We start from the raw sequence: 15,030 nt of genomic DNA on the forward strand, positions 1-15,030 counted from the left end.
AGTGGCTAGAGAGCATTCCAGTAGCCGTCTGTCGGTGCGCCCACAGCTGCTACGCCAACCAAATCTGGCGCCGTTCGCCCACATGCAGAAAACCAGTGCAACGCTGCTGATCATCGATGACGACGACGTGGTCCGTGCCAGCCTCGCCGCCTATCTGGAAGACAGCGGCTTCAGCGTCCTCCAGGCCGGCAACGGCCAGCAGGGGCTCCAGGTCTTCGAAGAACACCAGCCCGACCTCGTGATCTGCGATCTGCGCATGCCGCAGATGGGCGGCCTCGAACTCATCCGCCGCATCAGTGAGCGCGCGCCGCAGTTGCCGGTGATCGTGGTATCTGGTGCCGGGGTCATGAGCGATGCGGTCGAGGCCTTGCGCCTGGGCGCTGCCGACTACCTGATCAAGCCGCTGGAAGACCTCGCCGTGCTGGAGCACTCGGTACGCCGTGCGCTGGACCGTTCGCGCCTGGTGCTCGAGAACCAGCGCTACCGCGACAAGCTCGAAGCCGCCAACCGCGAACTCGAAGCCAGCCTGCACCTGCTGCAGGAAGACCAGAACGCCGGGCGCCAGGTGCAGATGAACATGCTCCCGGAAAGCCCGCGTACGGTGGGCGAATACCGTTTCGAGCACCAGATCATCCCGTCGCTGTATTTGTCTGGCGACTTTGCCGATTATTTTCGCGTCGACGAGCGGCGCATTGCCTTCTACCTGGCGGATGTGTCCGGCCATGGCGCGTCGTCGGCGTTCGTTACCGTGCTGCTCAAGTTCATGACCACGCGGCTGCTGTTCGAATTCAAGCGCAGCGGCAAGATGCGCGATTTCAAGCCCTCGGAAGTGCTCAGCCACATCAACCGCGGGCTGATCAACTGCAAGCTGGGCAAGCATGTGACCATGGTCGGTGGCGTCATCGACGAGGACACCGGCCTGCTCACCTACAGCGTAGGCGGCCACTTGCCGCTGCCGGTGCTGTACACCCCGGGCAACGTGCGCTACCTCGAAGGCCGTGGCCTGCCGGTGGGGCTGTTCGATGAAGCCAGCTACCAGGACCAGGTGCTGGAACTGCCGCCGCAGTTCAGCCTGACCCTGATGTCTGACGGTATTCTGGACCTTTTGCCGGGGCCCACACTCAAAGATAAGGAAGCGTCCTTGCCGGAAATCGTCAAGGCCGCGGGGGGCAGCCTGGAGGGGCTGCGCCAACGTTTCGGATTGGCTACGCTTGGGGAGATGCCGGATGATATCGCCCTATTGGTGTTAAGCAGGAACCTTGAATGACTACTGGTAGAATCCAGTTCGCCGAACAGAGCGGCACCTTCGTTCTGAAATTTGTCGGTGAAGTGCGCCTGACCCTGTGTTCGGCGCTGGATGCGACGATCGAGAAGATTTTCACCGCGCTGAACTTCTCGGCCATCGTCATCGACCTGACCGAAACCGAGAGCATCGACAGCACCACGCTGGGCCTGTTGGCCAAGCTGTCGATTTTGTCCCGGCAGAAGGTCGGGCTACTGCCGACCGTGGTCACCACCAACCCCGACATTTCGCGCCTGTTGCAGTCCATGGGCTTCGACCAGGTGTTCAACATCGTCGACCGCCCGGTGCCGTGCCCGGAGTGCCTGACCGATCTGCCGTCCCAGGACCAGAACGAGGACGTGGTGCGCTCCAAGGTGCTGGAGGCGCACAAGATCCTGATGGGCCTGAACGACTCCAACCGCGAGGCGTTCCATGACCTGGTGAGCGCGCTAGAGCGTTCCTGACCGGGCCCATGTAGGAGCCGGCTTGCCGGCTCCTATGGAACAAATCACAACTCGTTGATTTAACACGGTCTCTGCGAGACCAGTTCTCTGCGTGACAGCGCAGCCCGAAGGGCTGGGTGATCTGCAACAGGTATCGCGCAGGCCTGAAGCTGATGCGATCGAGTTTGCCCTGCGATGGCCTCAGTGCTGCACGAACTCCGTCGCCGGCGCCCCATTGGCATTGAGCTGAAACACCTGCGCCGGCCGCCCCTGTTCATCGAAGAACACCTGCCCCAACCCCGCACTGTTCCACAGCCGCTCCCCCGCCTTGCGATGGCTGGGCACCCTTGGCACCACCTCCATCTGCCGGCGCTGGGTAAACCAGTTCAGTGGCGAGCGCGGCGAATACAGCCAGCGGTTGAGCCGGTCGAGCACATCCAGCAGGCGCCGCGGGAATTCGTTCTTGATGCCGCTGCTGGTCACCTGCCACAGGTGCGGGCTGTGCTGGCGGTGGCGAATCAATACCTCGTAGACGAACGAGTAGTGCACATCCCCCGATAGCACCACGTAATGCCCCGGCGTGCGCGAATGGCGGAAGATGTTCAGCACCACCTGCGCAGCGCCGCGATGGGCCATCCAGTTTTCGGCGTCCACCAGCAGCGGGTAGCCCAGGGCGCTGAACACCCGCTGCACGGTCTCGATCAGCTTGACCCCGAAGATCGGCGCCGGCGACACGATGATCGCCGAAGGGTGGTCGAGCAGCGCCTGCTGCAGCTCGCACAGCGCCTCCCAGTCCAGCAACCCCGAAGGCTTGCCCAGGTTGCTTTCGCTGCGCCAGCGCCGGGTGCGGGTGTCCAGCACCTGCAGGGGCGGGTTGCTGGGCAGCTCGTACTGCCAACCCTGAAAACGCAGCAACTCGCCAATCAGCTCATCCTGGCCATGCTCATCACTCGTCGCCTGCGTGGGAGCGGCCTTGCGCCGCGACAGGCCGGCAAAGTGCTCCTGGCATCCGGCAACCAGTGCGGCGCACCCCTGCGGATCATTCCCCCACCCCTGGCACAGCAAATACCCCAGCAGCGCATTACCAATGATCCGCCGCGAAAACGGGTGCCCATAGGCCGTCTGCTCCCACTGCGCCGACAGGTTCCAGTCATCGGTGATGTCGTGGTCGTCGAAGATCATCAGGCAGGGCAGGTGGGCCATGGCCCGCGCCACCTGGCCAAGCCCGTCGCGAAACCCCTCGATCAGCGGCAGCTCGTGCTGGTAACGCGCCTGATGCTGCTCGGCCAAGCCTTCGGGCATCGCCATATCCACCAGCGCCCACGGCTGCGGCGCCCACACCAGCAGGTACATGGCCATCACCTCGGCGAAGGTCACCAGGTGGTTGTCGGCATTGCTGGACGAGAAGATCGGCTTGCGCTTGCCGCCGAAGAAGCGCTCGCGCAGGGTTTCGTTGCCCTGCTGCGCCGGCAGCAGGTCGGCGCGGTGGTAGTAGCAGGCCGGGTGCCGGTACAGCTCGGCGCCGTTGGCCACCAGGGCGCCGTCCAGCGCCTCGTCGAACAGCCCCAGGCGCTCGATCAGCATATGGATGGCCCGCAGCAGGGGGCCGGCGACATCGTCGGCGTACACCTGGTCGCCGGTCATCAGCAGCACCGCCGGGCGCTCGGTCGGCGCCGGGCCTGCGGCCAGCAAGCGGTCGGCGCATAGCAGGCCGTCGGCCACCGGGTGATGGGGCTTGCGGCAGGAGCCGTGCAGCAGGTGGTCCATGCGTTCGCGCAGCACGAAGCTCGGCCGGCTGGCGCCCGGGTACAGCAGGTGCGGCGCCCAGTCGGCGATGCCCTGGCCGTTGGCCAGGCGCAGGTCGTAGGCCAGTGCTGTATCGAACGGCAGCGGGTGGTCGAAGCGGATTTCCAGCAGGTGAATGTAGGCGTGCTCGCCCACGGGCAAGGTGTGGCAGTGCAGGCTGGGGGTGATGCCCGGGCAGTCGAGGTGGAACTCGGGCTGCAAGGGTTGCGAGCCCACCAGCCAGATGGCCAGGCGTTGGGGCTCCAGGCGGCGCAGTGCGGGGCCGGCAAGGACGAGGGGGAGTGGGGCGGCAGGGGTCATTTATTTAGGTGAAAACATGATGGGGTAAGTAGGGTCGAGAAGGAGTGAATGTCTTGCCTGTGCCGGCCTCATCGCCGGCAAGCCGGCTCCTACAGGTACGGCGCGGGCCTGAGCGTTATGCGGCCCCTGTGGGAGCGGCTTTAGCCGCGAACACCGGCGAAGCCGGTGCCATCCACCGCGTTGCCTGCTTCGCGGCTGAAGCCGCTCCCACAGGGCCCAGTTCAGATGGCGATTCTCCATCCACCCCAACGAAAAACGGGCGGAGAATGCTCGGCATTCCCCACCCGTCGATCAAGGCGAATATGTATCAGGCTTTGTCGGCCATCAGCTTTTCGAGCTTCTCCTGGTCGCGGGCGAACTGGCGAATGCCCTCGGCCAGCTTCTCGGTGCCCATGGCATCTTCGTTCATGCCCCAGCGGAACTGGCTCTCGTTCAGCACCTGCTTGGCCTCGCCGGCATTGCCCGGTTTGAGGATGCGCGGCAGCTCGCCCTGGTCGTCGGAAAGCTGCTGCAGCAGCTCCGGGCTGATGGTCAGGCGGTCACAGCCGGCCAGCTGTTCGATCTGGCCGATGTTGCGAAAGCTCGCGCCCATCACCACGGTGTTGTAGCCGTTGGCCTTGTAGTAGTCGTAAATGCGCGTAACCGACTGCACGCCCGGGTCTTCGGCGCCTGTGTATTCCTTGCCGGTGCTCTTCTTGTACCAGTCGTAGATGCGACCCACGAACGGCGAAATCAAGAATACACCGGCATCGGCGCAAGCCTGGGCCTGGGCGAAGGAGAACAGCAGGGTGAGGTTGGTCTGGATGCCTTCTTTTTCCAGCTTCTCGGCGGCGCGGATGCCTTCCCAGGTGGAGGCCAGCTTGATCAGCACGCGATCACGCCCGATGCCGGCTGCTTCGTACAGCTCGATCAGCTGGCGGGCCTTTTTCAGCAGCGCCGGCTCATCGAACGACAGCCGCGCGTCCACCTCGGTAGAGATACGCCCCGGGATCACCTTGAGAATGCCCGCGCCCACGGCCACCGCGAACTTGTCGCAGGCCAGGTCCACATTGCCCTTGGCGTCGCTTTTAACCTGTTTGAGCAGGTCGGCGTAGCCGGGGATGGCGGCAGCCTTGAGCAGCAGCGACGGGTTGGTGGTGGCGTCCACCGGCTTGAGCCGGGTGATGGCGTCCAGGTCGCCGGTGTCGGCGACCACGGTTGTGAACTGCTTGAGTTGTTCCAGCTTGGAAGTCATGGGCGTGCTCTGTCCTGTGCAATGACTCGACATTACCCGAGCCCCGGCGGCCACTCAAGGCCCGCCAAGGCCCCCGCAAACAACCCGCCCCCTGTAGGAGCAGCTTGCCCGCGATGGGCTGCGCAGCAGCCCCACCTACACAGGGCTACCGCAAGATAAGCCTTCGATCCAAAACCCCACCCCAGGTTCCCTCAGCGTCCCTGCAGCAGCTCCGCCGCCTGGTCCAGCACCGCCAGCGGCGTGTCGGTCTTGTGAATATCCGCCGACAGCAACTGGCGGAAGCGCCGCGCCCCCGGGAAGCCTTGCCCCAGTCCGAGAATATGCCGGGTGACATGGTGCATCGCGCCGCCGCTCTCGATATGCGCGACGATATAAGGCCGCAGCTGCTCCATCGCCTCGGCACGGCTGACTACCGGCGCCGTGCTGCCGAACAGTTGCTGGTCCACTTCGGCCAGCAGGTACGGGTTGTGGTACGCCTCGCGCCCCAACATCACCCCGTCGAAGGTTTCAAGGTGGGTGCGGCATTCTTCCAGCGTTTTGATGCCGCCATTGAGCACCAGCTCAAGCTCCGGAAAATCAGCCTTCAGCTGCGCCGCCACGTCATAGCGCAGCGGCGGGATTTCGCGGTTTTCCTTGGGCGACAGCCCTTCGAGGATGGCGATGCGTGCATGCACGGTAAAGCTGCGGCAGCCCGCGTCACGTACCTGGCCGACGAAGTCGCACAGCTCGGCATAGCTGTCGCGGCCGTTGATACCGATGCGGTGCTTGACCGTCACCGGAATGCTGACCGCGTCCTGCATGGCCTTGACGCAATCGGCCACCAGCGCCGGGTGGTCCATCAGGCAGGCGCCGATCATGTTGTTCTGCACACGGTCGCTGGGGCAGCCGACATTGAGGTTGACCTCGTCATACCCCGCCTGCTCGGCCAGCCGCGCACAGGCCGCCAGGTCCGCCGGCACGCTGCCGCCCAGTTGCAGGGCCAACGGGTGCTCGGACACGTCGTGGCGCAGGAAGCGGTTGGCGTCGTTGTGCAGCAGGGCGCCGGTGGTGACCATTTCGGTGTAGAGCAGGGCGTTTTTTGATAGCAGGCGTAGGAAAAAGCGGCAGTGACGATCGGTCCAGTCCATCATCGGCGCAACGCTGAAGCGGCGGGATGGCTCAGGGCGCAGAATTACGGGGCTTGCAACGGATTCTTGGGGCATGTGGGGCGTGTGTTCTATCGAATGCGGGAGGGCAGGTGGCCTGGCTGACGGTGGGTGTCAGGGCTGCCTGGCTAGGAATGGGCATAGTCTACCAAGGGAGCAGGCGCCGTGCCCGCGCTGCTGATGCCCGGCGAAGGGTTTGAAGGTTGCTGGTACCTTACCTGCGCTTGCAGGCCTCAAGCTCGGCTTGGGTTTTAAGCCCGGTCGCTATGCCCAGGCGGTACTCGCAGTAGCGCATCACCGACTCGCGCTCGGCATCGTTCAGTGCGCTCAAAGGCTTGTCATCTGACTCGTAGGCGAAAATGTTTTCGAATTCGATTTGGAAGGTTGGCTTCTTCTAGATGAAAAACACTTTTTCCGGGTAGGCGTCTTCCATTTTCTCGTAGTAGCCGATGAAGAGGGCGGCGGTGAGTGAGAGGGAGAGGAGGGCGAGGATGACTTGCCCGCGTTGAGGCCAGCCCTGCAAATCAGCAAGTGCGGTGCCTGGCACCGGCTGCGCCGGTGTTCACGAGCAAGCTCGCTCCCACAGGCCCCCGCAAGTCTGCAGGTCACACGCAATCCTGTGGGAGCGGGCTTGCCCGCGAATCAGGAGCTGCGCATTGAACCGAACTGGCGCTTGATCACACGAAAAGGTTGTTCGACCTTCGCTCGCGCCTGCGCTTTGGCCTTCTCGATCTTGCGCCTGGCTTTGTAGAGTACGCTGCGTTTGCTCAAGCGCTTGTGGATTCTCCGATCAAGTCAGCACAGGCCGTCTGACCTGTGCTGACTTGATCGAAGAACCCCTAAGCTATTTTTTTCTGCAAAGCTCTACGTCATTTTGTGTTTTCAGATCGGTGTCGATGCCAAGCCGATACCGGCAGTAATCAATAATCCACGTACGCTCCTGCGCCGTGAGTTGCTCGACTTTTCGAATTTCCCCGTCATTGGCGTGGATGTTGTAAAACTTCATCTGAAACGTCGGATGCTTCTTGATGAACAGGATGGTTTCGATGTCTCCATCCTCCAGCGCTTCGTAATAACCTCCGTAGAGCACGGTCACCAGGATCAAAGCAATCAAGGCAATCAGTTTTTTCATTGTTGCGGCGCCGGAGGTGGGAGTAGTTGAGTTTTTGCTCTGAGATTTCTGACCAACTCCATACCGATATTTCCGGGGCAGATCTTGCCTTCGGATGCTTGGCCTGGGTACTCCCGATGTCCGCCAAAGTGCTTGATTACAAACACACTCTTTAGTGCGTCGATCAGATGCATCAACGCAGTGATCTGCGCATCAGGTATCACATTGGTTGTGCTATATCCAAGGCTGTCGAGCGCAACACGGCCCTTGGCGACCCAGTCACCACCTTCCTCTGGAGTGGTCAGGTTTTCCAGTAACACAATGCCAATCAAGCCTGTATTGAACTTCAGAACACTCGACCCTTGAAGCCGGATGTCGCGCCCCTCATAGACTTGCCCGGTGCAATCAATACCGTAGTGGTAGCCGATATCGTCGTATTTCTGGCTTAGATGGCCCTTCTGAATCTCCTGCATTTGCTCTGCACCAGGTGTACAGCTATGACTACGGCCGGCGTGATGCAGGGCGATCATGGTGTAATCCCAATCCATCACCATATCCGGCTTACCCTTCACCGCTCCCCACGAGGATCGCTCTACAAACGTCGTGTTCAGTGAACGGACCTTCTTGATGATCGCTTCACGCGTTGCCGCTCGATCATTTACGGTAATCGGTATCGGGCACATGAACTCGCCAGGCTTGATTTCCTGGGCGGTCGCTTGAGTTGCGAATAGGTTGCTCATCACGCGCCCTCCGACAGTTCATGAAGTGTTCGAGCCGGAGCGCTGAACATGACATGCAGTGAAATCTTCGCATCGGGAGTGGAGGTCTTGACGTGGGCAATGCCGTTGGCGTCGGTAACGCCCGTGGTTTCTAAACCGTTGACTGTTGCCACGAAGTCACGAAAAGCCAACGGAGTTCCCGTTTCACTGTCGGTGATGCTGAAAGCCTGACCGTAGGTCTTCTGGATCGTAAGAGGTATGGGAGGGACAAATGCGGCAGGCGTATGCGTATCCCCGATGATCACGGTGCCGGAACCGCCGACTACGAGGTCACCGTGCGTACCAACGGAATTAACCAGAGCTGCGTTTTTACCATTAATGAAAACGGTCGCTGATACACCTGAAACCAATGCGCTACCGCATGTGCAGGTATCACCCTTCCGAGCGGCGGCAAGTCCATCGAAGAAAACGTCAGCAGAGCCGGAAGCGATGGCTCTGGCGCCATGTCCTGGAATTGGGCAACTGGTCGGATCAGTTAGACGTGCTGCGGGCTTCGCCACAATTGACTCCTTGTCATGAGCGTCGATGAAACCGACCTTATCAGAAATCAACAGGCCCGGTCCGGTTTGGCTGAGGGTGCGGCCCTGTCGGAGCGCCGTACCATCACAGCCAGGTAGCTCGCGCTCTGACCGTTGCTCTTGGCGAGGTCGGCAAGCGAGTTGGACAGGTCTTCTGGAGGCTTTAGCGATATACCGGCCATGGCAACCTCGGCGTTGGGTGGTGAAGGGTACGTTACACCGCCCGCCGTTCGAGGGCCCCGCGCTCACCCCGCTGTAGTAGCCGGCAGCGGCAATATCAGCTCCGCCCCCTCATTCCTCACATTCCCCACCTCCCGCCCCACCGCAAACCACTCAAACGCTTCCACCGGCAAGCCGTGCTCCTCAGCCACGTGCTGCGCCTCCGCCCCAGTCAAATCCGGGTCAATCCACCGCCGAGCCTGCTCCGCCCCCAGCACCAGCGGCCGCCGGTCATGGATATCCACCATCCCCCCATCACTCGACGCGGTGATGATCACAAACCCGTCCCCCTCGTTGGGTGCAAACCCCGGCCGTACCTCGGCCAGCGCCGCCATGAACATCGGCGCGCCGCTTTTCAGGCGGATGAAGTACGCCTGCTTGCACTTGGGCTCCTGCGGGTCGGCCATCCATTCATACCAACCATCGGCCATCACCAGTGCCCGGCCCTGGGGCCATAGCGCCTTGAAGAACTTGCCGGTGGTCACGGTCTCGACCCGGGCATTGATCGGCGGCGGACGCTTGCCGGTGGCCCAGAAGGGAGCCCAGCCCCAGTGGCAGGGGTCGATGCGCAGGCCTTGGGCGGCATTGTGCAGAATCAGCACGCGGCTGCCGGGGGCGACGTTGTAGCGGGCGATGGGGGCGTTGTCGTAGCCGCTGACCACGTCCTGTTCGGCCTGCAGTTCGCGCAGGTAGTCGGCCAGGCCCTGGTACTGGGCGAAGCGTCCGCACATGGGGTGCCTCCTTGGTGGCGCAGCAGGCCGGCAGCGGGCTGCGCGCCGACCCTGTTTGTGCTCAGGATAGACGGCGCCAGGCCGGCAGTGCTGTCACTGCGGCGGGAGGGTCAGCCCGAAGCAGGCCAGGGCCAACAGCAGGGCGCCAGGTACCATGAACACATAGTTGAGCACGGTGAAGCGCGCGTTGCTGCGCCCCGTCGGGTCGCCGGCGGCGGCGTTCAGGGCGCGCTGGCCAAGCCAGGTGACCCAGCCGGTGATCGGCAGCAGGGCCAGGCTGGCGGTGTCGGTGAAGGGGTAGCCGATCTCCCGCCGTGCCAACACGTCGATGACGTTGTTGATCAGCATGATCACCACGAACAGGGTAGCCAGCTCTTTGGGGTTCCAGTCGAAGTCGTTACCGTCGCGCTTGAGGCGCGTGTCGGCCTCGCGGTACAGGGCGTGGGTAAAGAACAGCGCGAAAAACGCCCGGGCTACCGGCCACAGTTTTTCGCCGGTGCTGCGTTCTACCTGCTTCCAGTTCTTGTAGGCCCAGTACAGCTGGTACAGGCCAAGGGAGAGGATGTGCAGAGTGAGGAACTTGCCTCGGGACACCACATAGAACGGGGGTTGGGCCGTTGCTTCGGGGGTGGTGGCCAGGTCGGGTTGGGGTGGGGCATAGGTATTTTCGGGCACGGGCAGTCCTTTGTTGGGCCGGAAAAGGGGCAGGCACGGTAACTCAGGTGCTGGGGCAAATACACGCCCTGGGTGGATGGCAACGGCTTTGCCGGTGATCGCGGGCAAGCCTGCTCCTAAAGGTGCAGCGCAGGCCTGAAGCTTATGCAATCCCTGTGGGAGCGGCTTCAGCCGCGAACACCGGCGAAGCCGGTGCCATCCACCGCAGCGCCTGCGAATGCGCTTGTTACACAGCTACCCGCCGCCCTTCGGCCCGGCAGGCCATAGTCATTGCTGAACACTGCTCAAGCAAAACGCCGCTCATCGGCTGGGTCGCCGGGGTGGGTGGACTCAACAAGAATTTCGTACGATGATTTTCGTAAATCAAGGATGAACCATGCCAAAGGGTTTCAAGGCAGCCAGAAGCGCGGTACTTGCCGCACTCGAATCAGGGGCATACCTGCATGTGTCGCGGGGCGATATCGCAGTGAAGAACCTGCTCGCCATGGGCGCAGTCAGCGCAGACGAGGTGATCGACGTGATCCACGCCTGCCACGGCCGCCACTACAGCAGCAGCCCCCATCACGCCGTACCGGGCATCGAGGTGCACGTGCTGCGCCGCTGCAACTGGTACATCAAGTTCTTTTTCATCGAGCCGCAAACGTGGTTCATCAGCGTTCACCAATGAGTAACCCGATCATGAAGATCCTTTTCGAAGGCGATACCGGCCAGGCCCTGTGCGAACACTGCCAGGCACTGGTGGCCATGCACTTCACCCGCCGCGACGTGCCGTTCAGCGATGGCCAGGGCCTGGCCCGGGACATCCTGGTGGGCGTGTGCGACGGCTGCGACTGGGTGGTGGCCATCCCGCCGCAGTCCACCCCGGCCATTCGCGAGGCGCGCAAGCAGCAGCTCAAGTCCATCGAGGCGCGCCTGCCGGCGGTGTACCTCGACGTACTCGACGCGGCCATGCAGGCGGTCACCAGCGAGGCCGGCGCGCACCTGCGCAAGCTGTTCCTGGCGCACTACTTCCAGTGGTTGGTGCAGGCCCAGCAGGGCCAAGCCCTGCAGCCGGCCCACGAAGCCTTCGTCCAGGCCCTGCAGGCGCAACAGCGCGAGCGTGGCCTGCCGCCATCCAGCGCCACCCGGCGCTTGTCGATGAAAGTCAACCCGCACATGGCCGAGGACTTCCTGGCCCTGTTGCAGCAAACCCACATGAGCCAGACCGAGCTGCTCAAGGCGGTGATCGCGCGCATTCAGGCCGATGTGCTCGAAGCCCGCGACCCGCAGGTTATCGGCGCGCTGCAGCGCCTGGCGCGGGTGGCGGGCTAGGGTTTGTACGAAAAGTCGCCGAGCGGCGATCAGGCAAGGCGAAAACAGGCGAGGAATGGTCGGAGTCGCGCTCGACTTGACTGGTTGTCAATGAGCATTCCGACCGGGCTGGCGCACCAGCCTGTCTTCAATGCAGCATGATCGTCGCGCAGGCACTTTTCGTACAAAGCCTAGAGCGCGCCGGGCGCATTGGCGCAGGTGGCAAAACCGGCTATCTTGTCGCCCCCCGCGCGACCCCAGGGAGTTTCAATGTCGCATCCACACAGCCCCCGCGCGCCGTTCGGCCTGCAAGGCGGGCGCACCTTCACGCCGGCCGGCTACCTGGCCAGCACCCTCGATGGCTACTCGCAACTGGTGGTCCCCGGCGCCGAAACGGTGTGGGCGGTGGGTGAAGTCGACCTGGGCGATGCCGTGCGCCTGCTGCGCTTCTACCTGGATGACGAAGACTACTGGCTGCAGGTGGTGATGAACGGTTCGACTACCGGCGACACCATCCTGTTCGGCTACCACAGCGTCGTGCCGCTGCAAGGCCAGGCGCAGGTGCAGCAGTTGCTGGGCCCGGGCTCGAAGGTCGGCCTGCCGATGTACGAACACGATGGCTACCTGTATTCGCGCCAGTGGGGCAGCGGGCAGGGCCAGGCCGAGCTGGTCCCGTTCAGCGAACAGGTCGGCAGCCCCGAGGCGAGCTACCGAATCCGCCACCTGGCGATGCTCTACGCCCGCGACACCGGCCTGCCCGGGCGGCGCGAATTCCTTCTGCTGTCGCTGGAGGAAGACGCCCAAGGCCACACCAGCCTCAGCACCTCGCTGGGCGTCACACTGCAACCCACGGACTTCTACGTAACCTGACAAGGACCTTTCATGCTCGACGCTCTGCGCCTGTCGCTCAATGCCCCCGCCGTTACCGGCTTCATCGCCTACATCAGCGTGGCATTGCTGCTGTTCTGGCTGTTCCAGTTCATCTACACCCGCATTACGCCACACCGTGAGTTCGCCCTGATTCGCGAAAACAACCCGGCCGCCGCCATCGCCCTGGGCGGCTCGCTGATCGGTTTTTCGCTGCCGGCCAGCAACATCATCGCCTACAGCGTCAGCCTGGTGGACGTGGTGGCCTGGGTGGTGATTGCCGCCGTGGTGCAACTGCTGGCCTTCGGCCTCACCAGCCTGGTGCTCAAGGGCCTGTCGGCGCGCATTGCCCGTGGTGAGCTGGCGGCAGCCATCTACGCCGCCAGCGTGGCGATCAGCGTGGGCTTTCTCAATTCGGCCTGCATGACGCCGTCGGTGTAAGGAGCCCGCCATGAGAAAAAGCCCGGTCAAGCTGGTGCTGGCCAGCTCCCTGCCGCTGGCACTGAGTGCCTGCGGCCCCAGCGAGCCCACCTATACCGTCACCCAGCGGGTCAACTACGACGACCTGGCTGCCTGCGTGGCCGACCAGGTGCCGCAAAAGGATTGCGAACAAGCCTACAAGCAGGCGTACACCGAGTACCTGCACGGCGAGCCGCTCTTTTTTTCGCTGAGCGAATGCGAAGCCGAGTTCAGTGCCGGCGGTTGCACGCTTAAAGGCGGCTATTACAAGCCGCACATGAGCGGTTTCGAGCTGGAAACCTCAGGCGAGGTCACCCAGTCGCAACTGGCCAAGGTCAACAACGACCAAAGCAACCTTGGCGGCAGCATGGCCACTGGCGTGCTGGCCGGCATGCTTCTCAGCCAGGTGCTGCCGGGCGACCGGCATTACCGTGCGCAGCCGCTCTACAACTACAGCGCCGGCGGCAAGAGCTACCGCCGGGGCCTGTTCAGCCAGCGCTATGCCATTCAGCGCGACCTGCAACAGGAACAGCAGGGCAGCAGCGGCGGCGGCGGTTCGTACGGCGGTGGTGGCAGTAGCAGTAGCAGTAGCAGTAGCAACACCACCAGCAGCGGTAGCCGTTGGGGCAGCAGTAGCCGGGCACAATCGCGCAGCACGGTCTCCTCCAGCATCTCGCGCGGCGGCTTCGGCAGCCAGGCCACTGCCCGCAGCGGCTGGGGCGGGCGCTCCGGCAGCTTCTTCGGGGGCTGAGCATGCACAAGGTCGACTGCGGCGAACGCCCCGGCTGGCGCGCCACCGCCGAGCGCGAAGGCTTTGCCTTCCACACCATCGACGGCGAGCGCTACTGGGACGAGCGCGGCTACTACCAGTTCAGCGAGGCCCAGGTCACCGCTGACCTGGAGGCGCCCACGCAAGAGCTGCACGCCATGTGCCTGGACGCCGTGGCACGCATCGTCGACAGCGAGGCACTGATGGCCCGCCTGGCCATCCCGCCGGCCTACTTCGACCTGGTGCGCCAGTCGTGGCAGGCCGGCGAGGCGCACCTGTACGGCCGTTTCGATTTCAGCTACGCAGGCGCCGGCCCGGCCAAGCTGATCGAGGCCAACTACGACACCCCCACCTCGTTGTACGAGGCGGCCGCGTTCCAACTGATCTGGCTCGACGAGCAGGTGCGTCGCGGCGTGCTGGCACCCCACGCCAGCCAGTTCAACAGCATCGCCGAGGACCTGGTGCAGGCGTTCCAGGCCATGGGCGGGGAGGGCTTGTTCCACTTCTCCACCATCAGCGGCTCGGTGGAGGACCGCGGCACCACCGACTTTTTGCGGCGCATGGCCGAACACGCCGGCATCGGCACCCGGCACATCGACCTACAAGACATCGGCCTGAGCGCCGAGGGCCGTTTCGTCGACCTCGACGGCCAGCCGATCCGGCGGCTGTTCAAGCTGCACGCCTGGGAGCACATCTTCCATGAGGCATTCGGTGAGGCCATCGCCGGCAGCGGTACGCAGTTCGTGGAGCCGGCGTGGAAGGCGCTGGTGTCCAACAAGGGCCTGCTGCCGCTGCTGTGGGAATGGCACAAGGGCCACCCGAACCTGCTGCCGGCGCACCTGGACAGCGACCCGCAACGCCCGGTACCCAAGGGTTGGGTGCGCAAGCCGTACTTCTCCCGCGAGGGCGCCAATGTCGACCTGCGCACCCTCGACGGCCAGCGCGAATTCGAAGACGGCCCGTACACGGATGCGCCATATATCTTGCAGGCGCTGGCGCCGCTACCCAGGTTCGGTGACAGCTACACCCTGGTCGGCTCTTGGGTGATCGGCGGCCAGGCCTCGGGCATCGGCATCCGCGAAGACGACACCCTGATCACCAAGGACAGCTCGCGCTTCGTGCCCCACGTAGTCCTGGACTAAGCGCACTGCCCCCTGTAGGAGCATCGGCTCGCAGGCCAGGCCCCATCGCTGGCAAGCCAGCTCCTACAGGGCCGTTACCAACTTGCCCATGGTCGCTTTCAGGCAGCACCTGGTCGCCACCGCACTACCAACCCGCCCAAGACCTGCCATGCTTTCAGGATGCCTGCAGACCGCGCGCACTTAGACGCCCGGCCGCCGGCAAGGAGGGTGCCCGCCACCTCGCCACCGTGACCGGGGCGGCGCACCGCAGCTGAATACCG

Annotated in this window: 17 protein-coding genes and 2 pseudogenes; 8 read left to right on the forward strand and 11 right to left on the reverse strand. The window is 63.5% G+C overall.

Annotated features, from left to right (window positions below; translation table 11 throughout):
• Window positions 1–82 precede the first annotated feature (82 nt).
• Window positions 83–1,267 carry a two-component system response regulator RssB gene (gene rssB, locus KSS93_RS12015; RefSeq protein WP_217888442.1) on the forward strand — a complete coding sequence of 395 codons (1,185 nt, stop codon included), beginning with the start codon at window positions 83–85 and terminating at the stop codon, window positions 1,265–1,267.
• Entirely contained in the window at window positions 1,264–1,746 is a 483-nt protein-coding gene (gene rssC / locus KSS93_RS12020; RefSeq protein ID WP_217842583.1) for an anti-sigma factor antagonist RssC, read from the forward strand. Before rssB ends, rssC begins: the two co-directional genes overlap by 4 nt.
• 180 nt (window positions 1,747–1,926) lie before the next feature.
• Here rssC and KSS93_RS12025 read toward each other — a convergent pair whose 3' ends face one another.
• From KSS93_RS12025 to KSS93_RS12075, 11 genes and pseudogenes are all read right to left on the reverse strand, one after another.
• Entirely contained in the window at window positions 1,927–3,831 is a 1,905-nt protein-coding gene (locus KSS93_RS12025) for an alkaline phosphatase D family protein (protein WP_217888443.1), read from the reverse strand.
• A gap of 307 nt (window positions 3,832–4,138) precedes the next feature.
• Complete coding sequence (gene tal, locus KSS93_RS12030) at window positions 4,139–5,065, reverse strand: transaldolase (RefSeq protein ID WP_217888444.1); 927 nt, start codon at window positions 5,063–5,065, stop codon at window positions 4,139–4,141.
• A gap of 191 nt (window positions 5,066–5,256) precedes the next feature.
• Entirely contained in the window at window positions 5,257–6,267 is a 1,011-nt protein-coding gene (dusA, locus tag KSS93_RS12035; RefSeq protein WP_217888445.1) for a tRNA dihydrouridine(20/20a) synthase DusA, read from the reverse strand.
• A 337-nt stretch (window positions 6,268–6,604) separates the two neighbouring features.
• Complete coding sequence (locus KSS93_RS26805) at window positions 6,605–6,757, reverse strand: hypothetical protein (protein WP_367616829.1); 153 nt, start codon at window positions 6,755–6,757, stop codon at window positions 6,605–6,607.
• 104 nt (window positions 6,758–6,861) lie between these two features.
• Window positions 6,862–6,987, reverse strand: a pseudogene (locus KSS93_RS26495) (IS5/IS1182 family transposase); the annotation flags it as partial.
• A gap of 67 nt (window positions 6,988–7,054) precedes the next feature.
• Window positions 7,055–7,342: a hypothetical protein gene (locus KSS93_RS12050; protein WP_217888446.1), complete on the reverse strand. Its 288-nt coding sequence runs from the start codon at window positions 7,340–7,342 to the stop codon at window positions 7,055–7,057.
• Window positions 7,339–8,061, reverse strand: coding sequence for an N-acetylmuramoyl-L-alanine amidase (locus KSS93_RS12055; protein ID WP_217888447.1), 723 nt, complete (start codon window positions 8,059–8,061; stop codon window positions 7,339–7,341). The genes KSS93_RS12050 and KSS93_RS12055 overlap by 4 nt, the downstream gene beginning before the upstream one ends.
• Window positions 8,061–8,600, reverse strand: coding sequence for a PAAR domain-containing protein (locus KSS93_RS12060; protein ID WP_217888719.1), 540 nt, complete (start codon window positions 8,598–8,600; stop codon window positions 8,061–8,063). The genes KSS93_RS12055 and KSS93_RS12060 overlap by 1 nt, the downstream gene beginning before the upstream one ends.
• Window positions 8,601–8,692: 92 nt before the next feature.
• Window positions 8,693–8,800, reverse strand: a pseudogene (locus tag KSS93_RS12065) (CopG family transcriptional regulator); the annotation flags it as partial.
• Window positions 8,801–8,863: 63 nt separating this feature from the next.
• Window positions 8,864–9,568, reverse strand: a complete 705-nt coding sequence (locus KSS93_RS12070; protein ID WP_217888448.1) for an SOS response-associated peptidase family protein — start codon at window positions 9,566–9,568, stop codon at window positions 8,864–8,866.
• Window positions 9,569–9,661: 93 nt separating this feature from the next.
• Complete coding sequence (locus KSS93_RS12075) at window positions 9,662–10,243, reverse strand: hypothetical protein (RefSeq protein ID WP_217888449.1); 582 nt, start codon at window positions 10,241–10,243, stop codon at window positions 9,662–9,664.
• A gap of 376 nt (window positions 10,244–10,619) precedes the next feature.
• Between KSS93_RS12075 and KSS93_RS12080 the strand changes: the two genes are divergently transcribed.
• The 6 genes from KSS93_RS12080 to KSS93_RS12105 all read left to right on the forward strand — a co-directional run bounded on the left by KSS93_RS12080 (window position 10,620) and on the right by KSS93_RS12105 (window position 14,770).
• Entirely contained in the window at window positions 10,620–10,910 is a 291-nt protein-coding gene (locus tag KSS93_RS12080; RefSeq protein ID WP_217888450.1) for a hypothetical protein, read from the forward strand.
• Window positions 10,911–10,921: 11 nt separating this feature from the next.
• Entirely contained in the window at window positions 10,922–11,554 is a 633-nt protein-coding gene (locus KSS93_RS12085; RefSeq protein WP_217888451.1) for a hypothetical protein, read from the forward strand.
• A gap of 249 nt (window positions 11,555–11,803) precedes the next feature.
• A complete protein-coding gene (locus tag KSS93_RS12090; protein ID WP_217888452.1) occupies window positions 11,804–12,403 on the forward strand; it encodes a DUF2491 family protein in 600 nt (199 codons plus the stop codon).
• Window positions 12,404–12,415: 12 nt separating this feature from the next.
• A complete protein-coding gene (locus KSS93_RS12095; RefSeq protein WP_217888453.1) occupies window positions 12,416–12,841 on the forward strand; it encodes a DUF350 domain-containing protein in 426 nt (141 codons plus the stop codon).
• 10 nt (window positions 12,842–12,851) lie between these two features.
• Window positions 12,852–13,610 (forward strand): DUF1190 domain-containing protein, encoded by a 759-nt coding sequence (locus KSS93_RS12100; RefSeq protein WP_217888454.1) that lies wholly within the window; start codon window positions 12,852–12,854, stop codon window positions 13,608–13,610.
• 2 nt (window positions 13,611–13,612) lie between these two features.
• A complete protein-coding gene (locus KSS93_RS12105) occupies window positions 13,613–14,770 on the forward strand; it encodes a glutathionylspermidine synthase family protein (RefSeq protein WP_217888455.1) in 1,158 nt (385 codons plus the stop codon).
• The last annotated feature ends 260 nt before the right edge of the window (window positions 14,771–15,030 follow it).

The sequence above is a fragment of the Pseudomonas xanthosomatis genome (assembly GCF_019139835.1).
In the GTDB taxonomy this organism is placed as follows: domain Bacteria; phylum Pseudomonadota; class Gammaproteobacteria; order Pseudomonadales; family Pseudomonadaceae; genus Aquipseudomonas; species Aquipseudomonas fakonensis.